The sequence below is a fragment of the Streptomyces sp. cmx-18-6 genome (assembly GCF_046548915.1).
Classification (GTDB): domain Bacteria; phylum Actinomycetota; class Actinomycetes; order Streptomycetales; family Streptomycetaceae; genus Streptomyces.
In genome coordinates, this window is the sequence record NZ_JAEBEP010000001.1 from 868,403 (window position 1) to 888,095 (window position 19,693).

15 protein-coding genes and 1 tRNA gene are annotated in these 19,693 nt (G+C 71.0%); 8 read left to right on the forward strand and 8 right to left on the reverse strand.

Features of this window, described 5'->3' with window-relative positions:
• Window positions 1–57: 57 nt before the first annotated feature.
• Entirely contained in the window at window positions 58–1,710 is a 1,653-nt protein-coding gene (locus ACLJPL_RS03890) for a beta-N-acetylhexosaminidase (RefSeq protein ID WP_411079218.1), read from the reverse strand.
• A gap of 148 nt (window positions 1,711–1,858) precedes the next feature.
• On the opposite strand from ACLJPL_RS03890, the gene ACLJPL_RS03895 reads away from it, so the two are divergent.
• The 3 genes from ACLJPL_RS03895 (at window position 1,859) to glmS (ending at window position 5,023) form a co-directional block, all read left to right on the forward strand.
• A complete protein-coding gene (locus ACLJPL_RS03895; RefSeq protein ID WP_411079219.1) occupies window positions 1,859–2,761 on the forward strand; it encodes a DUF4429 domain-containing protein in 903 nt (300 codons plus the stop codon).
• Between the two features lie 87 nt (window positions 2,762–2,848).
• The gene (locus ACLJPL_RS03900) at window positions 2,849–3,124 is read left to right on the forward strand and encodes a hypothetical protein (protein WP_411079220.1); all 276 of its coding nucleotides are present in this window, start codon (window positions 2,849–2,851) and stop codon (window positions 3,122–3,124) included.
• Between the two features lie 69 nt (window positions 3,125–3,193).
• The gene (glmS, locus tag ACLJPL_RS03905) at window positions 3,194–5,023 is read left to right on the forward strand and encodes a glutamine--fructose-6-phosphate transaminase (isomerizing) (protein ID WP_411079221.1); all 1,830 of its coding nucleotides are present in this window, start codon (window positions 3,194–3,196) and stop codon (window positions 5,021–5,023) included.
• Window positions 5,024–5,270: 247 nt separating this feature from the next.
• Here glmS and ACLJPL_RS03910 read toward each other — a convergent pair whose 3' ends face one another.
• The gene (locus tag ACLJPL_RS03910) at window positions 5,271–5,792 is read right to left on the reverse strand and encodes a universal stress protein (protein ID WP_411079222.1); all 522 of its coding nucleotides are present in this window, start codon (window positions 5,790–5,792) and stop codon (window positions 5,271–5,273) included.
• Window positions 5,793–6,720: 928 nt separating this feature from the next.
• Between ACLJPL_RS03910 and ACLJPL_RS03915 the strand changes: the two genes are divergently transcribed.
• From ACLJPL_RS03915 to ACLJPL_RS03925, 3 genes are all read left to right on the forward strand, one after another.
• Window positions 6,721–7,938 carry a helix-turn-helix domain-containing protein gene (locus tag ACLJPL_RS03915; RefSeq protein WP_411079223.1) on the forward strand — a complete coding sequence of 406 codons (1,218 nt, stop codon included), beginning with the start codon at window positions 6,721–6,723 and terminating at the stop codon, window positions 7,936–7,938.
• A gap of 10 nt (window positions 7,939–7,948) precedes the next feature.
• A complete protein-coding gene (gene orn / locus ACLJPL_RS03920) occupies window positions 7,949–8,554 on the forward strand; it encodes an oligoribonuclease (protein ID WP_411079224.1) in 606 nt (201 codons plus the stop codon).
• A gap of 155 nt (window positions 8,555–8,709) precedes the next feature.
• Window positions 8,710–8,782: transfer RNA gene (locus ACLJPL_RS03925), tRNA-His, on the forward strand.
• 107 nt (window positions 8,783–8,889) lie between these two features.
• Here ACLJPL_RS03925 and ACLJPL_RS03930 read toward each other — a convergent pair.
• The 6 genes from ACLJPL_RS03930 to ACLJPL_RS03955 all read right to left on the reverse strand — a co-directional run bounded on the left by ACLJPL_RS03930 (window position 8,890) and on the right by ACLJPL_RS03955 (window position 15,920).
• A complete protein-coding gene (locus tag ACLJPL_RS03930; RefSeq protein ID WP_411079225.1) occupies window positions 8,890–9,480 on the reverse strand; it encodes a lytic polysaccharide monooxygenase in 591 nt (196 codons plus the stop codon).
• Window positions 9,481–9,643: 163 nt separating this feature from the next.
• Window positions 9,644–10,678, reverse strand: coding sequence for a LacI family DNA-binding transcriptional regulator (locus ACLJPL_RS03935; protein WP_411079226.1), 1,035 nt, complete (start codon window positions 10,676–10,678; stop codon window positions 9,644–9,646).
• 173 nt (window positions 10,679–10,851) lie between these two features.
• Entirely contained in the window at window positions 10,852–12,321 is a 1,470-nt protein-coding gene (locus tag ACLJPL_RS03940) for a GH1 family beta-glucosidase (protein ID WP_411079227.1), read from the reverse strand.
• Between the two features lie 82 nt (window positions 12,322–12,403).
• Complete coding sequence (locus ACLJPL_RS03945; protein ID WP_411079228.1) at window positions 12,404–13,324, reverse strand: carbohydrate ABC transporter permease; 921 nt, start codon at window positions 13,322–13,324, stop codon at window positions 12,404–12,406.
• Window positions 13,321–14,346: a carbohydrate ABC transporter permease gene (locus ACLJPL_RS03950; RefSeq protein WP_411079229.1), complete on the reverse strand. Its 1,026-nt coding sequence runs from the start codon at window positions 14,344–14,346 to the stop codon at window positions 13,321–13,323. Before ACLJPL_RS03950 ends, ACLJPL_RS03945 begins: the two co-directional genes overlap by 4 nt.
• A 248-nt stretch (window positions 14,347–14,594) precedes the next feature.
• On the reverse strand, window positions 14,595–15,920 hold the full coding sequence (locus tag ACLJPL_RS03955) for an extracellular solute-binding protein (protein WP_411079230.1): 1,326 nt from the start codon (window positions 15,918–15,920) through the stop codon (window positions 14,595–14,597).
• A 321-nt stretch (window positions 15,921–16,241) separates the two neighbouring features.
• On the opposite strand from ACLJPL_RS03955, the gene aspT (ACLJPL_RS03960) reads away from it, so the two are divergent.
• Window positions 16,242–17,918: an aspartate-alanine antiporter gene (gene aspT / locus ACLJPL_RS03960; RefSeq protein ID WP_411079231.1), complete on the forward strand. Its 1,677-nt coding sequence runs from the start codon at window positions 16,242–16,244 to the stop codon at window positions 17,916–17,918.
• Between the two features lie 48 nt (window positions 17,919–17,966).
• Entirely contained in the window at window positions 17,967–19,670 is a 1,704-nt protein-coding gene (gene aspT / locus ACLJPL_RS03965; RefSeq protein ID WP_411079232.1) for an aspartate-alanine antiporter, read from the forward strand.
• Window positions 19,671–19,693: the final 23 nt, after the last annotated feature.

Genomic DNA, 19,693 nt, shown 5'->3' on the forward strand with positions numbered 1-19,693 from the left:
CCCATGGACCGGTGAGCGCCCGAGGACGGTCCCTCGGGCGCTCACCCCTTCCCCGCATCAGCTCCAGGGCACCTGCGGGGAGCGGTAGAAGTCGATCCCCAGCGCGGTCAGCCGGGGCCCCTGGGCGGCCAGCCGCACCTTGTACGTCTCCCAGTCACGGGCCGCCGCGGGCGACCAGCCGATCTCGGCGGCGCCCAGCAGCCTCGGGAAGGCCATCTGATCGACTTCCGTGGTGTCGGCCAGCGTCTCGGTCCAGATCGGCGCCTCGATCCCGAGGACGGCCTCCTGCGGGGCCCCTTCCAGGTAGGTCGCCGGGTCCCAGTCGTACGACCTCCGCACCTCCACCAGACCGGCCCACTTCAGGCCCAGCTTGGTGTCCTTGGTGTACTTCATGTCGAGGTAGACCCGGTCGGCCGGGGAGAGCACCAGCTTGGCGCCGGCCTTCGCCGCGTCCGCCACCTGCTTGCGCTCGGCGGCGCCCGTACGGTCGTACCCCCAGTACTGCGCCACCGCCCCCTTCACCGGCACCGCGCCGGTCAGCTGGTGCCAGCCCATCACCGTCTTGCCGTACGTGCCGACCACCGCCTGGGCCTTCGCCATGAACGCCACGTAGTCCTCATGGCTGGTGGCGTGCGCCTCGTCGCCCCCGATGTGGAGGTACTTCCCCGGGGTGAGCGCGGCCAGTTCGCGCAGCACGTCGTCCACGAAGTCGTACGTCACCGGCTTGGACACGCACAGTGAGCTGAATCCGACCTTGGTTCCGGTATAGAGGGGCGGGGCGACCCCGTCGCAGTTCAGCTCGGCGTAGGAGGCGAGCGCGGCGTTGGTGTGGCCGGGCAGGTCGATCTCCGGCACGACCTCCAGGTAGCGGGAGGCGGCATAGCGGACGATCTCGCGGTACTGCTGCTTCGTGTAGTACCCGCCGGGCCCGCCGCCGACCTCGGTGGAGCCGCCGTGCGTGGCGAGCCGGGGCCAGGAGTCGATGGCGAGGCGCCAGCCCTGGTCGTCGGAGAGGTGCAGATGCAGCTTGTTGACCTTGTAGAGGGCGAGTTGGTCGATGTGGCGCTTCACCTCGGCGACCGTGAAGAAGTGGCGCGAGACGTCCAGCATCGCGCCCCGGTAGCCGTAGCGCGGCGCGTCCGTGATGGTGCCGCCCGCCACCTTCCAGGGCCCCGTCCGGCGACTGTCGGCCTCGATCCGGTCCGGGAGGAGCTGGCGCAGGGTCTGGGCGCCGTGGAAGAGCCCGGCCGGGGCGCGGGCGGTGATGGTCAGCGCGTCGGGGGTGGAGCGCAGCCGGTAGCCCTCCTCGCCCAGGCTCCGGTCCCGGGAGCCCAGCTCCAGCCGGATGCCCCCGGGGCCCGGCCGGTCGGTGACGGGCAGCGCGTAGCCGGTGGCGGGGCGCAGGAGCTCCGCCAGGTACGTCCCGATCCGCCGCACCTCGCCGGAGCCGGAGCCCGGGCCGCCCGCCACCCTGATCGGGGTCGTGGAGGTGATGGCGTACGGGGAGCCACCGGGGGCCACCTCGGCGGGGACGGGGACGAGCTGCCCGAGGGGGCGGGGCGCGGAGTCCGCGGCGACGGAGGAGGTCGCGGCGGTGGAGGAGAGGGCCGCCGCCACGACGATCAGCAGGGTGCCCAGGAGCCGGGAGAGGGGTCCGCGCCGGGCGGTGGAGCGTGGAGCCTGCCGCCGATCCGCACGCCGCTGTCGCACAAGACGTCGCTGTCGCACGAGCCTGTCCCTTCGATGGGTCCTACCGGTGGATCTCGGGCAACCGAACGCCGACCATCCCTATCGCGGAGCCGTGGAGGGGTCAAGGACCGGGGGTCGTCGTGGGCGGCCGGCTGGCAGAATCGCGTACATGGCAGAAATCATCCAGCGCGACGGTACGTGGACGTTCGACGGCGAGACCGTACGCATCGTGCCCGGGGGCAAGGCGCATCCACTGCGGCTGGCACTGGGTGAACTCGCCGTCCCCGTACATGCGGTGGCGGGCATCGCGTTCGAAGCCGAACGCAGGGGCGGCCGACTGCGGCTCCGGCTGCGCGGCGGGGCCTGCCCGGTGCTGCGGGCCGCGGACGGCCGTCTCAAGGACGGCGCGGACCCCTATGTCCTGGCCGTGGAGAAGGACCGTACGGGCGTCGCCGAGTACTTCGTCGACGAGGTCCGCAACGCGCTGCTGATCGAGCAGGTCCCGGACGGCCCGGTGGACCGCTTCCTGCTGCCGGGGCCCTCGCTGCCGGTCTCCGGCGGGGGCGGGGACGGCACGGCGTCCTTCGACGGCGAGAGCGTCCGGCTCACCTGGAACTGGAAGGCCGAGGAGGCCAAGACCGCCGGCGGCCCGGTGTCCTTCCCGCTGTCGCGGATCGCGGGGGTGCGCTGGATGCCCTCGATGGGGCTGGAGAACGGCTATCTGCGGTTCGAGCCGGTCGACGGGCCGGTCTCGGCCCCGCCGAAGTACGACACGTACTCCCTGGAGCTGTGGGGGCTGTCCAAGAAGGAGTACACGGCGGTCGTGGTCGCGGCGGCGGTGCTCACGCGGCTGCCGGGGGCCCGCAGGGCCGTGGACGCGCCGGACGGACCCCCGGCCCTCACCAAGGCTGCCGCACCCGCCCCGGGCGCCGCGCCCGCCGCCGTACCGGACGCGGACGATCACGACGTGCTGCTGCGCCGGCTGCGGGAGCTGGGCGAGCTGCACCGGGCGGGGGTCCTCACCGACGAGGAGTTCAGCACGGCGAAGCAGGCGATTCTGAGCCGTATGTGACCGGGTAGAGCGACATTCCGGGGTCCTGCCTGCCCGATATCGGGCAGATTTCTTGCGTAAGCGCGCGCGGACCCGCAATATCGACGCGTGCTTGAACGCCGCCCGTCACATGACGACCTCATCGACCACCTCGTCCGCTCCACCGCGCTCCAGCGCGGCGAAGCGGCCCGGGTGGTCCTCGACGTGCTGGCGTACTTCGACGAGAGCACCGACGACTTCGTCCGCCGCCGCCACCGCGAACTGCGGTCCGGCGGCCTGGTCAACACGGAGATCTTCGAGCGGATCGCGGCCGAGCTGCCGCACCGCGCCGTGGCGCCGCCGGAGCTCTCGCTCCGCCAGTTGCGCCGCATCGTCTACGGCTGAGCGGCCGCCCCGTGCGGAGGGGCCGAGCGCATGCAGGTATGTGTACGTCGATGGAGGGGCAGAGAATCCATGTGCGGAATCGTTGGATATATCGGACGTCGTGATGTGGCTCCGCTGCTGCTGGAGGGGCTTCAGCGGCTGGAGTACCGGGGTTACGACTCCGCGGGCATCGCCATCACCGGCAAGGCGGCGGCGGGCAAGCCCGGCACGCTGAAGACGGTCAAGGCCAAGGGCCGGGTCCGCGAGCTGGAGGCCAGGGTCCCCAAGCGGTTCTCCGGCACCACCGGCATCGCCCACACCCGCTGGGCCACCCACGGCGCCCCGAGCGACGAGAACGCCCACCCGCACCTGGACGCGGAGGGCAAGGTCGCCGTCGTCCACAACGGCATCATCGACAACGCCACCGAGCTGCGCGCCAAGCTCACCGCGGACGGCGTCGTCTTCCTCTCCGAGACCGACACCGAGGTGCTGGTCCACCTGATCGCCCGCGCCCAGGCGGACACCCTGGAGGAGAAGGTCCGCGAGGCGCTGCGCTCGGTCGAGGGCACGTACGGCATCGCCGTCCTGCACGCCGACTTCAACGACCGCATCGTGGTCGCCCGCAACGGCTCCCCGGTCGTCCTCGGCATCGGCGAGAAGGAGATGTTCGTCGCCTCGGACGTCGCCGCCCTGGTCGCCCACACCCGCCAGGTCGTCACGCTGGACGACGGCGAGATGGCCACCCTGAAGGCCGACGACTTCCGTACGTACACGACGGAGGGCTCGACCACGACGGCCACGCCCACCACCGTGGAGTGGGAGGCCGAGTCGTACGACATGGGCGGCCACGACACGTACATGCACAAGGAGATCTCCGAGCAGGCCGACGCGGTGGACCGGGTGCTGCGCGGCCGGATCGACGACCGGTTCTCCACCGTGCACCTGGGCGGCCTCAACCTGGACGCCCGCGAGGCGCGCGGGGTGCGCCGGATCAAGATCCTCGGCTGCGGCACCTCCTACCACGCGGGCCAGATCGGCGCGCAGCTGATCGAGGAGCTCGCCCGCATCCCCGCCGACGCCGAGCCGGCCTCCGAGTTCCGCTACCGCAACCCGGTCGTGGACCCCGACACCCTGTACGTGGCGGTCTCCCAGTCGGGCGAGACGTACGACGTGCTGGCCGCGGTCCAGGAGCTCAAGCGCAAGGGCGCGCGCGTCCTCGGCGTGGTCAACGTGGTCGGCTCCGCGATCGCCCGGGAGGCGGACGGCGGTACGTACGTCCACGCGGGCCCGGAGGTCTGCGTGGTCTCCACCAAGTGCTTCACCAACACCGTGGTCGCCTTCGCGCTGCTGGCCCTGCACCTGGGCCGGATCCGGGACCTGTCGGTCGCGGACGGCAAGCGGATCATCGACGGGCTGCGCAGGCTGCCGGAGCAGATCAGCGAGATCCTGGCGGGCGAGGACGAGATCAAGCGGCTGGCGGCGGAGTACGCGGGCGCCAAGTCGATGATGTTCATCGGCCGGGTGCGGGGCTACCCGGTGGCCCGTGAGGCGTCGTTGAAGCTGAAGGAGGTCTCGTACATCCACGCCGAGGCGTACCCGGCCTCCGAGCTGAAGCACGGCCCGCTCGCGCTGATCGAGCCCGCGATGCCGACCGTGGCGATCGTGCCGGACGACGACCTGCTGGAGAAGAACCGGGCCGCGCTGGAGGAGATCAAGGCGCGCAGCGGCCGCATCCTCGCCGTGGCGCACCAGGTCCAGGAGAAGGCCGACCACACCATCGTCGTACCGAAGAACGAGAACGAGCTCGACCCGATCCTGATGGGCATCCCGCTCCAGCTCTTCGCGTACCACACGGCCCTCGCGATGGGCCGGGACATCGACAAGCCGCGCAACCTGGCGAAGTCGGTGACGGTGGAGTAGGCGGCGGTGCTCGTGTAAGGCGTGTCAGTACGCCAGTGGGCCCCGTCCCGTCGTGATGACGGGGCGGGGCCCAACTCGTCGTGCTGCGGAAGTTCCTGGCGTGCCCTCAGGGCTGCTTACGGCCGCACACGGGCGGCACGCGGGCTGCGTACGGGGCTGACGGCCCAGGGGGGACTCAGGAGGCCCACGGGGCTCGCAGGACTCAGGGGGCTCGGAGCACTCAGGGGACTTCAGGGGCCCAGGGGCCTCAGGGAATGACGATGACGGGGCGCTGGGCGCGGCGGGCGAGGCGGCCCGCGACCGAGCCGAAGATCCGGCCGACGATGCCGTGGGTGGAGCCGACGACGATGGCGTCGGCGGAATACTCGCGGCCGACCTCCTCCAGCTCGTGGCAGATGTCGCCGCCGCGCTCGACGAGCACCCAGGGAACGTCGGAGAGGTAGTCCGCGCAGGCCAGCTCCAGGCCGAGGACCTCGGTGCGGTGGTCGGGCACGTCGACGAAGACGGGGGGCTCGCAGCCCGCCCAGACCGTCGTCGGGAGCCGGTTGGCGACATGGACGATGATCAGGCCGGAGCCCGACCGTCCGGCCATGCCGATCGCGTAGGCGAGGGCCCGCTCGCTGGAGGTGGAACCGTCGAAACCGACCACCACTCCGTGCCGGAAGGCGGGATCGCACGCATGGCGTGCTTCTTCGACCGGCCGCGGCTCCGACCGGGGGTCGGCTACCTGCTTGCGGTCTGCGGGTTCAGGGATTTCGTGACCGGCCATCGGTTTCTCGGCGAAGAGAGTCCTGGTGAGGAGGGAGCGGTTTCGGGAGGAGCGGGCGAAAGGTGCTTCGGCTCAGGCGCCTCGGCAGGTGGTGAGCTCTGTCCGGGAATCATCTTCCCAACCCCATACCCCCAAGGATACGGCGTCACTCCTTCACTGCCCAGACCCCCGCAAAAGCACGCGTGACGTTGGGGGGAGCATGCCCGAGGCGGTCCGCGATGGCAATGCCGGTTGTGTCGTACACGGGCCTGGGACGGTCCGGACGGGGACGATCGCCCTGTTTTCCGCTCCGCCCCGCGGCCGTGGCGTGCCCCGGAGCCCGCCGCGAAACCGACCTCGGGAGGGGGTCTCCGTTGGCCACGCCTTCCCCGGTCGGGGCCCCGGGCGCGGCGGTCGGTCATGCGACCACTTCCTCCCGGGGCCCCGATCCGCCCCGGAGCCGTGCCGGCACCGCCCCGGAGACCCGAACGCGCCATGCTCTCCCCGGGCCCGAGGGGGCGCACCAGCGCGGACGGTGGGGGGCAGTTGTGCGCCCGGCGTGACTGGATCGGGCGCACACAACCGCTGGTTTTCAGCCAACTTCGCATCTCAGCCGAACCCTTCGCGAGATGGCCGAACAACCCACCTACCACCTGGCAGGAAGAGACCGCGCGGTACGCTTTCACCCGACGCGGACGGGCCACGTTCGTGGAGTGCACTTCCCAGTGTGCTTCGCGGGTGAAACGCTTCGTGATCGAACGCTTCACGCCACGTTTCCTTATCGACTTAACGCCGGTGGGGGAAGGTGTCATGGCGGGACTACGGGACGCAGTAGATTCGATCTTGGGAATCGAAGGCTGGGGTCCCGTGCGACACCGAGGGGAAACGTGCAGGAGCGACAGGCCCGTAAGGACCAGGGAGACGCGAACACCAAGGGGGGCTTAGCGTCATGAGCCAGGACTCCGCCACCGCGACGGAGGCCGCACGCAAGCTGACCGGGCGGCGACGCCGGGAAGTCGTTGCCGTGCTGCTCTTCAGCGGCGGCCCTATCTTCGAGAGCTCCATTCCGCTCTCCGTTTTCGGAATCGACCGGCAGGACGCGGGAGTTCCCCGCTATCGCCTGCTGGTCTGCGGCGGCGAGGACGGACCGCTGCGCACGACGGGCGGGCTCGAACTGACCACGCCGTACGGCCTGGAGGCGATCAGCAGGGCAGGCACCGTGGTGGTGCCCGCCTGGCGGTCGATCACCTCGCCGCCGCCCGCCGAGGCACTGGACGCGCTGCGCCGCGCCCATGAGGAGGGCGCCCGCATCGTCGGCCTGTGCACGGGAGCCTTCGTGCTCGCGGCGGCCGGCCTGCTGGACGGCCGGCCTGCCACCACACACTGGATGTACGCGCCGACGCTGGCCAAGCGCTATCCGTCGGTGCACGTCGATCCGCGCGAACTCTTCGTGGACGACGGCGATGTGCTCACCTCGGCCGGCACGGCCGCCGGCATCGATCTCTGCCTCCATATAGTCCGCACCGACCACGGCACGGAGGCGGCGGGCGCGCTCGCCCGCAGGCTCGTCGTGCCGCCGCGGCGCAGTGGCGGGCAGGAACGCTACCTGGACAGGTCCCTGCCGGAGGAGATCGGGTCCGACCCGCTCGCCGAGGTCGTGGCCTGGGCGCTGGAGCATCTGCACGAGCAGTTCGACGTGGAGACGCTCGCCGCGCGCGCCTATATGAGCAGGCGGACCTTCGACCGCAGGTTCCGCTCACTCACCGGGAGCGCGCCGCTCCAGTGGCTGATCACCCAGCGGGTGCTACAGGCGCAGCGGCTGCTGGAGACCTCCGACTACTCGGTCGACGAGGTCGCCGGCCGCTGCGGCTTCCGCTCCCCGGTCGCGCTGCGCGGGCACTTCCGCCGCCAGCTCGGCTCCTCCCCCGCCGCGTACCGGGCCGCCTACCGGGCCCGTCGTCCGCAGGGGGTGGCGGAGAGCGCCGCGGCGGTGATCGAGACGGTGGTGCCCAGCCAGGGTTCGCCGTCCGGCCGCAGGGGTACGCCGATGTCCTCCGCGGCGATCGGCGTGTCGGCGTCGGCGGGCTCCTCGGAGCACTCGCTGCCGGGCCCTGACGCGTACGCTCCCGGACGCCCGGCCCTGCCGGGACAGCGGAGCGCCCCGTAGGGTGGGGCGCATGAACGACCGCATGGTGTGGATCGACTGCGAGATGACCGGGCTCTCGTTGACGGACGACGCACTCATCGAGGTGGCCGCCCTGGTCACCGACTCGGAGCTGAACGTGCTCGGCGAAGGGGTGGACATCGTGATCCGCCCGCCGGACGCGGCCCTGGAGACCATGCCCGAGGTGGTGCGGCAGATGCACACCACCTCGGGTCTCCTCGACGAGCTGGCCGGGGGCACCACCCTGGCCGACGCCGAGGAGCAGGTCCTGGCCTACGTACGCGAGCACGTGAAGGAGCCGGGCAAGGCCCCGCTCTGCGGAAACTCGATCTCCACGGACCGCGGCTTCCTGGCGCGGGACATGCGGGAGCTGGAGGGCTACCTCCACTACCGGATCGTGGATGTGTCCTCGATCAAGGAGCTGGCCCGCCGCTGGTACCCCCGGGCGTATTTCAACAGCCCGGACAAGAGCGGCAACCACCGGGCGCTGGCGGACATCCGCGAGTCCATCGCGGAGCTGCGCTACTACCGGGAAGCGGTGTTCGTCCCGCAGCCCGGCCCGGACTCGGACCGCGCCAAGGAGATCGCGGCGCGCCACGTGGTCCGCGCCGAGCCGTAGGGGCGGACGGCCGCAGCCCACCGGCCGACCGGTGGAAACCTGCTGGTCACGGCCGCGCGAGGGGCTACGGACGGCCCCGGGGAAACGGGGGCGCGAGCACCCTCCCGGACCCTGTACACTTTTTCTCGGCCGGTCGGAAACGACCGGACGACATGGTGGGTATAGCTCAGCTGGCAGAGCACCTGGTTGTGGTCCAGGATGTCGCGGGTTCAAGTCCCGTTACTCACCCTGAGGGAAGGGCCCCGGTCTTTGGACCGGGGCCCTTCTTCATGCGCGCTTCTTCACGGGGTTGTTCTTCACGGGGTTGTTCTTCTCGCGGCGCTCTCCCGCCGGGGTCAGAACGTGACGTCGGAGCAGGCGTAGAAGGCGTTGCCCGTGTTCGAGACGGTCCAGACGCCGAGGATCAGGTGCTTGCCCGTCTTCTGCGGCAGGACGCCCGCGTGGCTGACCGTGGACTCGGGGAGCCGCCCGCCGAACGGCACGGTGAGGAAGGGCTGCGGCTCCAGGTCGGCCCGCGCGAGCGGCTTCCTCGGGTCGTAGCCGTCCTTGGTGACGTAGTACCGGAAGTCGGTCGTGGCGTGCCGGGCGGTGATCTGCCACCGGAACGTGTGGCTCTGCCCGGCCCGTACGGCGGACGCGGGCCAGGCCCCGGCACGCGGGTCGTCCAGCTCGGCGAACCGCTGGTTGCCTCCGGAGCAGATCAGCCCGTCACGGGGACCTGCGGCCGGAAACCCCTTGGGCCCTTCGACGCTCGGCGGCTCCCACTGGATCTGCCCGCAGTTGCGGACGGTCCCGTTGCCGCACAGCTGCTGCCGGCTGACGGGCGAGTCGGTGTACCCGTGACCCTGCGCGCTGCCGGAGGTGGCCAGCAGGGAGACCCCGGCGACGCCGAGGCCGAGGAGTAAGGAGGTGATCTTCCTGCGCATGTGGTGCTCCTGGGGTGAGGGGGGTGGAGCGTGCGGACAGCCGGATCGGGCGACCGGACCGGGCGACGGCTCGTCGCACTTGGTCTAGACCAAGACGAGGCTAGTCCTGCGTTTTGGTCATGTCCATACCACTGAAAGCGGTGCGGTCGGGTGGCTCGCCCCCTCAGGACGACTCCCGCACCACCAGCTCCGTAGGCAGCACCACCGCGGGTCGCTCCTCCCCCGTCCGCCCCGCGATCTCCTCCAGCAGGAGCTGGGTCATCCGGCGGCCCATCTCCTCGATCGGCTGGCGGACGCTGGTGAGGGGCGGGTGCATGTGGCGGGCGACCACCGAGTCGTCGAAGCCGATCAGGGCCACGTCCTCGGGGATGCGGCGGCCCGCCTCGCGCAGGACCTGGCGGGCGCCCGCCGCCATCACGTCGGAGGCGGCGAAGACCGCGTCCAGGCGGGGGCGGCGGGCCAGCAGGTCGCGCATCGCTCTCGCGCCGCCCCCCTCGGTGAAGTCGGCGGGGGCGATGAGGCGTTCGTCCGGGGGCAGGCCCGCGGCGGCGAGGGCGGCGCGGTAGCCGTCCAGGCGGCGCTGGGCTCCGTACACCTCCAGGCGGCCGGTGATCGTGGCGACCGAGCGGCGGCCCCGGGAGACCAGGTGCTCGACGGCGGCCCGGGCCCCCTCGAAGTTGTCCGAGTCGACCGAGGCCAGCGGTTCGGCCGCGTGCCGGGCGCCGCTGATCACGCACGGCATGCCCAGTTGCTCCAGCAGCTCCGGCAGCGGGTCGTCCGCGTGCACCGCGACCAGGAGGACCCCGTCCACCCGGTGCGCGGTCAGGTACTGGGCCAGCCGGCGGCGCTCCCGGTCGTTGCCCGCCAGGGTCAGGAGCAGCTGCATGTCCGTGTCGGCCAGGGCCGCGCCGACGCCCCGCACTATGGCGGAGAAGTACGGCTCCGCGAAGAACCGGGTCTCCGGCTCCGGCACCACCAGCGCGATGGCGTCGGTGCGGTTGCCGGCGAGGGCGCGGGCGGCGCGGTTGGGCACGTAACCCAGCTCGGCCACGGCCGCCTCGACCGCCTCGCGGGTCGCTTCGCTGACCCGGGGCGAGCCGTTGATGACCCGGGAGGCGGTGCCCCGGCCGACCCCGGCCCGGGCCGCGACCTCTTCGAGCGTGGGCCGCCCGCCACTCCGTACTCGCGCTGCCGCCATGGCCGCCTCCCCGTTCCCGGTCAATTTCTCACAGCCGTACAGTCAATCCAAGTCCTGCATTCTTCACTCCGGCGAGCGTACGGGGGGATTTCTGGGAGCGCTCCCAGGACGCGGGGGGCACACGCGTCGGGCCCCGGTCGGCGGCGACCGGGGCCCGGTGGACCGGGGTTGGTTCAGGACTCCCCGGCCGGCTCCGGGGGCAGCGCGTGGCGGGCGATCACCTCGCTGTACCAGTGCGCGCTGGACTTGGGCGTACGGCGCTGGGTCGCGTAGTCCACGTGGACCGCGCCGAACCGCTTCGCGTAGCCGTACCCCCACTCGAAGTTGTCCATCAGCGACCAGAGGAAGTAGCCGCGGACATCCGCCCCGTCCGCCACCGCCCGCTGTACGGCGGCCAGATGGCCGTGCAGGTAGGCGATGCGCTCCGGATCGTGGACCCGGCCGTCCGCGTCCGGGGCGTCCTCGAAGGCGGCCCCGTTCTCGGTGACCATCAGGGGCAGGCCCGGGTTCTCGCGGGAGACATCCATGAGGAGGGCGTGCAGGCCGTCCGGGTCGACCGACCAGTTCATGGCCGTGCGCGGCTTGCCCTCGGCGAGATGGAACGCCACGTGCTCGGAGCCGGGCCACGGGGAGTGGTCGCTGTTGCCGTGGCCGTCGTCACGGGTGTCCCCCGCGCCGGACACGGGCGTGGAGACGATCGTGGGCGTGTAGTAGTTGACGCCCAGTACGTCGATCGGGCGGGCGATGGCGGTGAGGTCGCCGTCCTTGATCAACTCGGGCCAGTTCACCAGGCGTTCGGTGTCCTTCAGCAGGTCCTCCGGGTACGCGCCCCGCAGCATCGGGCCCGTGAAGATCCGGTTGCCCACCGCGTCGATCCGGCGCGCCGCGTCCGCGTCCGCCTCGCCGCCGGTCAGCGGGCGCACCTGGTGGAGGTTGAGGGTGACCGAGGTCTGCGCGGTGGCGGGGAGGTGGGCGCGCAGCGCCTCGGTCGCCCGGCCGTGGGCCAGGTTGAGGTGGTGGGCGGCCCGCAGCGCGGCGGCCGGTTCGGTGCGGCCGGGGGCGTGGACCCCGGAGCCGTAACCGAGGAACGCCGAGCACCAGGGCTCGTTCAGCGTCGTCCACATGCCGACCCGGTCGCCGAGCGCGCGGGCCATGATGGCCGCGTAGTCCGCGAACCGTTCGGCCGTCGCGCGCTCGGGCCAGCCGCCCGCGTCCTCCAACTCCTGCGGCAGGTCCCAGTGGTAGAGCGTGGCGACGGGCGTGATGCCGGCCTCCAGCAGCTCGTCGACGAGCGACCGGTAGAAGTCCAGTCCGCGTTCGACGGCGGGGCCCCGGCCGGTGGGCTGGACCCGGGACCAGGAGACGGAGAAGCGGTACGCCTTCAGGCCGAGCCGCCTCATCAGGGCGACGTCGTCGCGGTAGCGGTGGAAGTGGTCGGCGGCCACGTCCCCGGTGTCGCCGCCGAGGACCTTGCCGGGGGTGTGGCTGAAGGTGTCCCAGATGGAGGGGGTGCGGCCGCCCTCGGCCGCCGCCCCTTCCACCTGGTACGCGGCCGTGGCGGCCCCCCAGACGAAGCCGGCCGGGAAGGGGGCCGGGGCCTCGGGGGCCTGCCTCGGGGCTGTGTCAGGTCGTACGAGTGTCATATGGGAGCGCTCCCAGGGAGTGTGAGGTGGAGGGGTAGGGGGAAGTGCGGCGCGGTCGGGGCGACCGCGCCGCGGGAGGGGCTCAGCCCTTGACCGCGCCCGACATGATCCCGCCCACGATCTTCTTGCCGAAGACCACGAACACCAGCAGCAGCGGCAGCGTGCTGATCAGCGCTCCCGCCATGACGATGGACTGGTCGGGGGTGTACGAGGCGCTGAGCTGGCCGAGGGCCACCTGGAGGGTCGGGTTCTGCTGGTTGAGGGCGAGGTAGGGCCAGAAGAAGTCGTTCCACGCCTGTACGAAGGTGAGCATCCCGAGCACCATCATCGCGGGGCGGGCCACCGGCAGCACCACGCTCACCACGATGCGGAAGTTGTTCGCCCCGTCGATCTTGGCCGCCTCGATGAGCTCGTACGGCAGCGCCTCGATCAGGTACTGGCGCATGAAGAACACGCCGAACGCGCTCACCAGCGTCGGGAAGATCACCGATTCGAGCTGCCCGCCCCAGCCGAGGCCGGACATCATCATGAAGAGCGGGACCACGCTGAGCTGCGGCGGGATCGTGAGCGTGGCGATGACGGCGGTCATCAGCCAACCGCGGCCCCGGAAGCGCATCTTGGCGAACGCGTATCCGGCGAGCGTGCAGAAGAAGAGCGTCGCGGCCGTGATGGACGCCGAGACGATGACGCTGTTGACGATCGCCTTGCCCAGGTTGGCCTGCTCCCAGGCCGTCTGGACGTTCTCCACAAGCTTGCCGCCCGGGAAGAACGGCGGTGTGGACGCGAGGACTTCGTCCTGGGTGCGGGAGGCCGCCACCAGGGTCCAGTACAGCGGAAGCAGCGAGCCGAAGCCGACGACGGCGAGCGCGACGTACGCGAACGGGCCGCCCTTCATCTGCTGGCCGGCGCCCATCCTGAAGCGGCCGGGGCGGGTCGGTCCGCCGCTCCTCGGGGCCGGTGCGAGCTTCGCGGGGGCGGTGGGCGCGGGGCTGGTCATGGTCATCGGGTCGCACCCTTTCGGACCGCGGAGTCGGACGTGCGGACGACGTAGCGGCCGATGAGCCAGTTGACTGCCGCGATGAGAAGCAGCAGCGCGAGCATCGCCCAGGCGACGGCGGCGGCCGGACCGAGGTGTCCCAGGTTCCAGCCGTAGTTGTAGAGGTAGATGCTGAGCGTCTCGTACTGGTTCTCGTTGCCGCCGGTCGCGCCGAGCGCGCCGCCCTCCAGCAGCAGCGGCTCACCGAACAGCTGCATGGACCCGATCGTCGAGATGACGATCGTGAACAGGATCGTCGGCCGCAGCGAGGGGATGGTGACCTTGCGGAACTGCTGCCAGCGCGATGCGCCGTCCAACGAGGCCGCCTCGTACAGGTCGTTGGGAACCGCCTGCATCGCCGCGAGGTAGATCAGCGCGTTGTAGCCGGTCCAGCGCCAGATCACGATGACGGAGATGGCGATCTTCGAAGTCCAGTGCCCGTTGGCCCAGTTGGTGTCGTCGAAGCCGACCAGTCCCAGCGCCCAGTTGAGCAGTCCGCCGTCCGCCCGGAAGACCAGCGCGAAGACGAGGGCGGCCGAGGCGACCGAGGTCGCGTACGGCGTGAGGATGACCGTGCGCCAGAACGTGCTGGCGCGCAGGCGGTAGTTGAGCAGGTGGGCGAGGCCCAGGGCGACCAGGAGTTGCGGGACGGTCGAGATGACGCCGATCAGGAAGGTGTTGCTGACCGAGGTCCAGAACTCCGGGTCGCTGAGGATCTTGTCGAAGTTCTCCCAGCCCACCCACTCCATGCTGTCGAGGCCGGTCATCTCCACCCGGTGCAGGGCGATCCAGCCGGTGTAGAGCAGCGGGTAGAGGCCGAAGGCCCCGAAGACGAGGAAGAACGGCGCGATGTACGCGTACGGGGACGCCTTGTCGTCGAACCGCCACAGCCGGCTGCGCCACAACTGCCGCCGCTCGGACGGTGGTTCCTTCTGCGGTTCGCGGGGCGGGGCTGCGTGAGCGTCCCGGGTGGGGGTCGAGGTTGCCACGGGCGGGAGTCCTTCCCTGGAGGCGCTCCGCCGGCGGGGGACGGGCGGGCGGAATGTATGAAGGGGCGGGGGGCCGGGCGGGGCGGGCGGGCCGGGCGGGCGGGGACCGGCCGGGGCGGGCGGGCCGGGCGGGGACCGGCCGGGGCGGGCCGCCGCGGCAGGGGTCGCCCGCCCGCCCCCGGCGCGCGGCCGGATCAGGCCGGTCGCGCGAGGACCGGCTCAGGCCCGCTGCGCGGAATCGGCTCGGCTCAGCCGATCGCCTTGTCGATCGTCCGGGTCGCCGCGTCCCACGCCGCGTCCGGCTTCGTGCCGCGCTGCTCCATGTTGTTGATCTGCGTGGAGATCGCGTCCTTGATCGCGCCGTCCTTCGGGCCGAGCACCGCCTCGGGGATGGACTTCGCCCCGTCCGCGTAGATCTGGCCGATGGGGGCGTCGTTGAAGTACGGCAGGGTGGCGCTCTTCACGTCGGGCAGCTCGTACGCGCCCTTGTTGGACGGGAAGACCCCGATCGCCTTGAAGACGGCGGCCTGCTGCTCGGGCGCGGTCAGCCACTTGACGAGCTTGGCGGCCTCGTCGACGTGTCTCCCGGACTTCGGCACGGCGAGGAAGGAGCCGCCCCAGTTGGCGGCGGTGGCGCCGGGGGCGCTGGTGATGTCCCACTTGCCCTTGTTGGCGTCACCGGCGTACGTGGAGATCTGGCCGGCCATCCAGGCGGGGCAGACGACGGTGGCGACGGTGCTCTTGCGCAGCGCCGCCTGCCACTGGTCCTCGAACTGGGCCAGGCCCTGCGTGAGCTTCTTGGACGCGGCGTCGGCGGCGAGGTCCCAGCCCTTCTTGACGCCGGCGCTCTCCTTGTAGACCGGCTTGCCGCCCGCGTCGTAGTACTGCTCGGGGCTGGAGCTGACGACCGCGTTGAACATGGCGCTCGCGGAGTCCATGAAGTGCGTGCCCTCGGGGGCCTTCTTCTTGTACTCCTCGCCCAGCGCGAGGTAGTCCTCCCAGCCGCCGGCCGTCCGCTTCGCGACCTCCGCGCGGTCGGTGGGCAGACCGGCCTTCTCGAACAGCTCGCGGTTGTAGCAGAGGGACATCGGCCCGATGTCGGTGCCCGCGCCGATCACCGCGCCGCTGGGGGCGGTGGCCTGCTTGGCCTTCCAGGAGACCCACTCGTCGACGTCGATCACCTTGGAGAGGTCGGCGAAGGAGTCCGCCTTGGTGTCGACGATCTCCTTGATCCGGCCGACCTCGATCCCCTGGACGTCCGCGAGGCCGCTGCCCGAGTTCAGCTGCTGGAGCAGCTTGGGGTAGTAGTTCTTCTCCTCGGCGGTGGTGTCCTCCTTGACCGTGATCTTCGGGTTCAGCTGGTGGTACTTCTCGAAGAGCCCGGCCTCCTTGTACCCGAACTGGCCGAAGTCGGCCACGGTCAGCGTGATGCCGCCGTCCGCGTCGGCCCCCTTGTCGCCGGAGTCGGACGAGCCGCCGCAGCCGGTGAGCAGAAGGGCGGTGACCGTCAGGCCCGTGGTGGCCACGATCGCGGTTCTCCGGCGTCGGCCGGCAACGCTGCGGGTGATGCGCATTCCACTGCTCCTTGTTCCGGGGCGTGCTGCGGGAAGGAAGCGCGCGAGATCCCCTCCCCGTTGATGTGGGAGCGCTCCCATGCGCCGATGCCGGAAGGTTCCTGCCTCAAGGGGGTGGGTGTCAAGAGTTGAAGACGATTCCGTTGCCGAAGCATGTCCACCGCGTCACGCGAGGACTTCGCGTCCACCCACCCGTCGAAAAGTGAACGGGAACGGGTGGAGCGGGGCGAGGTGCCGGGAGGGTCCACCCCTGTTAATTTCGCCCTTATGTCCCCTTTGATCATTCTGGTCACCGACACCAGACTCGGTGAGTGACGCGGGATGGGCGTTCTGCGCGACCATCCCGAACTGGCCCTCTTCTTCTGCCTCGCCGCCGGCTATCTCGTCGGCAAGCTCCGCGTCGGCCCGATCACGCTCGGCGGCATCTGCGGCACGCTGATCGTGTCGCTGCTGATCGGCACCCGGCACGTCAGCGTGGACGACGACGTCAAGACCGTCTTCTTCGCCCTGTTCATCTTCTCGCTCGGCTACATGGCCGGGCCGCAGTTCTTCGCCAACCTCAACCGCAGCAGCCTGCGCTTCTTCGCGCTCTGCCTGATCGAGCTGGTCTGCGTCCTCGGCATCGCCTACGGGCTGGCCAAGGTCTTCGACCTGGACGTCGGCACGGCGGCCGGAATCCTGGCGGGCGCGGCCACCGAGTCCGCCGTCGTCGGCACGGCCACGGAGGCCATCGGCAAGCTCGGCGACCTGACCTCCGAGCAGATCACCCAGTACCAGGGGCACGTGGCGACCGCGTACACGGTCTGCTATCTGTTCGGCCTGATCACCATCGTCCTGTTCACCAGCCAGATCATGCCGATGCTGCTCCGCATCAATCTGGCGGACGCCTCGCGTGAGCTGTGGGAGAAGATGCGCGGCGGCCAGGCCGGGCTGGAGTCCGACGAGCGCGAGGCGCTGCCCGGCACGGTCGGCCGCACCTATCTGGTGACGCTGGCGGACGGCCGTACGGTCGGCGACCTGGAGGCCGCGCTCGGCGGCCGCGTCACGGTCGAGGGGGTCAAGCGCGGCAGCAGGCTGCTGACCCCCTCCCCCGGCCTGGAGCTGACGCTCAGCGACCTGATCCAGGTCGTCGGCCGGCGCGCGGCGATCATCGAGGCGGGCCGGGAGATCGGCCCGGAGACCCCGGCCGTGCCGGGGCTGGACGCCCCGCTGGCCACCCGCCAGGTCGCCGTCACCGAGAAGTCCAGCGACGGTGCGACCATCGACCGGCTGGAGAAGACCCACCCGGAGTTCCGCCAGGACGGCGTCTACATCACCGACGTCCTCCGCAACGACCAGCACCTCCCCGCCAGCGGCGAGACGACTCTCCGTCGGGGCGACGTCCTCACCCTGGTCGGCGCGCGGGGCGGGCTGAACAAGCTGGTCGGCAAGATCGGCGCGGTGGTCAAGAACGACTCCACCGACTTCGTCTACATCGGCTTCGGCATCGTCGCGGGCTCCCTGCTCGGCCAGATCGTGGTCAAGCTCGGGGACGTGCCGATGTCGCTCGGCACCGGCGGCGGCTGCCTGATCTCGGGCCTGGTCTTCGGCTGGTTCCGCTCCCGCAAGCAGACCTTCGGCGCGTTCCCGCCGCAGGCCGCGACCACGCTCAAGGACATGGGCCTGGCCGTCTTCATCGCCTGTACGGGACTGGCGGCGGGGCCGCAGGCATGGCCGCTGCTCAAGGAGTACGGGGCGCTGCTGCCGTTCGCGGGGATCGCGATGGTGCTGGTCCCGGCGACGATCTCCCTCATCGTCGGGCGCAAGCTGCTGAAGATCGAGAAGCCGCTGCTGATCGGGGCCATCGCCGGGCAGCAGTGCTCGACCCCGGCGATCACCTCCATCACCCAGGTGGCCCAGAGCTCCGTACCGCTCCTCGGCTACACGATCACGTACACGCTCTCCAACTTCCTGCTGCCGCTGACCGGGCCCATCCTCGTCGGCGTGCTGGGGGCCTGAGGTGACGGTGGTGCGCGAGGCGGCCAAGACGCCCGAGGGGGCCGTGACATGATCGACTTCCTCAACCGGAACGTGTTCCAGCCCCACCCCGAACTGCTCGTCTTCCTCGTCATCGCGCTCGGCTTCCTGCTGGGCCGGGTCCGCTACCGGACGATCGCGCTGGGCGCGGTGACGGGCTGTCTGGTGGCCGGTCTGGTGCTCGGGGCGCAGTTCAAGATCCAGATCGACGACACGGTGAAGAACCTGTTCTTCATCATGTTCCTGTTCGCCCTGGGCTACCGGGTCGGCCCGCAGTTCTTCCGGGGGCTGCGGAAGGACGGCCTGCCGCAGGTCGTCAACGCGGTGGTGGTCTGTGTGACCGGGCTGCTGGTCTCGTGGCTCTTCGCGAGCCTGCTCGGTTACGGTCCCGGGCTCGGCGCGGGACTGATGAGCGGGGCCCTCACCCAGTCGGCGGCGATCGGGGTCGCCCAGGACGCCATCGGCACGCTGCCGGGTCTTTCGGCCGCCGAGGTGAAGACCCAGGAGAACCTGGTGGCGGTCGGCTACGCGGTGACGTATCCGCTCGGCACCATCCTGTGCGCGATGCTCCTGGCCAACGTCCTGCCCAGGCTCTACCGCAGGGACCTGGCGAAGGAGAGCGCCGCCCTCGCCGCCGAGCTGGACGCGCCGGACGAGAGCCCGGACGAGGGGGCGGGCTACTACGAGGTGGTGCTCCGGGCGTACCGCGTGGACCGGCCCGATCTGGCAGGCCGCTCGGTGGCGGACTTCGAGGAGCAGCAGAAGGCGCTGGGGCGGCGCGTCTACCTCACCGGCGTCCGCCGCGAGGGGACGGTCCTGGAGCACGACCAGTCCCGGACGCTCCGGCGCGGCGACACCGTCGCGGTCAGCGCCCTGCGGGGCGACCTGGTGGCCTTCGACCCCGGTACGCACATCGGGGCCGAGGCGGACGACGTCGGGCTCCTCGGCTACCGCACCGAGACGCTGCACGTCGTGGCCTCGGAGCGGGCGCATCTCGGGCGGAGCGTCGAGGAGCTGCGCCGGGAGCCGTTCATGGTCGGCGTGTACATCGACAAGCTGTACCGGGCGGGCGCGGAGTTCCCCTACCGGCTCTCCACGCCGCTGGAGCGCGGCGACACCCTGGTCCTCACCGGGCCGGAGCGCCTGGTCGGCCCGGCGGCGAAGGCGCTCGGCAAGCCGGTGCCGACGAGCTTCGCCACGGACATGATCTGGGTGGGCCTCGGCATCTTCCTCGGCGGCTGCCTGGGCATCCCGGCGCTGACGGCGGGCGGGGTGCCGATCTCGCTCTCCACCTCGGGCGGCGGGCTGATCATGGGCCTGGTCTTCGGGTGGATCCGCGGGAAGTACCCGACGTACGGGAACGTGCCGCCGGGCGCGCAGTGGTTCATGGACACCCTGGGCCTGTGCCTCTTCGTCGCCGTCGTCGGCATCAACGCCGGGCCGAGCTTCACCAGCGGTCTGTCGACGGCGGGCTGGGGGCTGCTGGTCCTCGGGGCGGTGGCGACCGTGGTCCCGCTGGTCGTGGGGTTCCTGGTCGGCCATTACGTCCAGAAGATCCGCTTCCCCATCCTGATGGGCGTCCTGGCGGGCGGCCAGACCACCACGGCGGCGATCGGAGCCGTCAACGAGACCTCCAAATCCCAGATTCCCACCCTCGGTTACACGATTCCGTATGCCGTCGGCAATGTCCTGCTGACGGTGTGGGGCGCCGTGATCGTCATCCTCAACCACTGACACTGCACGGGAGCGGACACCAC

What these genes read in the sequence shown, in the direction of transcription:
- ACLJPL_RS03940 (WP_411079227.1), bottom strand. Translation starts at nt 12,321, where the DNA reads ATGACACTCGTACGACCTGACACAGCCCCGAGGCAGGCCCCCGAGGCC.
- ACLJPL_RS03935 (WP_411079226.1), bottom strand. Translation starts at nt 10,678, where the DNA reads ATGGCGGCAGCGCGAGTACGGAGTGGCGGGCGGCCCACGCTCGAAGAG.
- ACLJPL_RS03955 (WP_411079230.1), bottom strand. Translation starts at nt 15,920, where the DNA reads ATGCGCATCACCCGCAGCGTTGCCGGCCGACGCCGGAGAACCGCGATC.
- ACLJPL_RS03895 (WP_411079219.1), top strand. Translation starts at nt 1,859, where the DNA reads ATGGCAGAAATCATCCAGCGCGACGGTACGTGGACGTTCGACGGCGAG.
- orn (WP_411079224.1), top strand. Translation starts at nt 7,949, where the DNA reads ATGAACGACCGCATGGTGTGGATCGACTGCGAGATGACCGGGCTCTCG.
- ACLJPL_RS03945 (WP_411079228.1), bottom strand. Translation starts at nt 13,324, where the DNA reads ATGACCATGACCAGCCCCGCGCCCACCGCCCCCGCGAAGCTCGCACCG.
- ACLJPL_RS03910 (WP_411079222.1), bottom strand. Translation starts at nt 5,792, where the DNA reads ATGGCCGGTCACGAAATCCCTGAACCCGCAGACCGCAAGCAGGTAGCC.
- ACLJPL_RS03930 (WP_411079225.1), bottom strand. Translation starts at nt 9,480, where the DNA reads ATGCGCAGGAAGATCACCTCCTTACTCCTCGGCCTCGGCGTCGCCGGG.
- aspT (WP_411079231.1), top strand. Translation starts at nt 16,242, where the DNA reads ATGGGCGTTCTGCGCGACCATCCCGAACTGGCCCTCTTCTTCTGCCTC.
- aspT (WP_411079232.1), top strand. Translation starts at nt 17,967, where the DNA reads ATGATCGACTTCCTCAACCGGAACGTGTTCCAGCCCCACCCCGAACTG.
- ACLJPL_RS03915 (WP_411079223.1), top strand. Translation starts at nt 6,721, where the DNA reads ATGAGCCAGGACTCCGCCACCGCGACGGAGGCCGCACGCAAGCTGACC.
- glmS (WP_411079221.1), top strand. Translation starts at nt 3,194, where the DNA reads ATGTGCGGAATCGTTGGATATATCGGACGTCGTGATGTGGCTCCGCTG.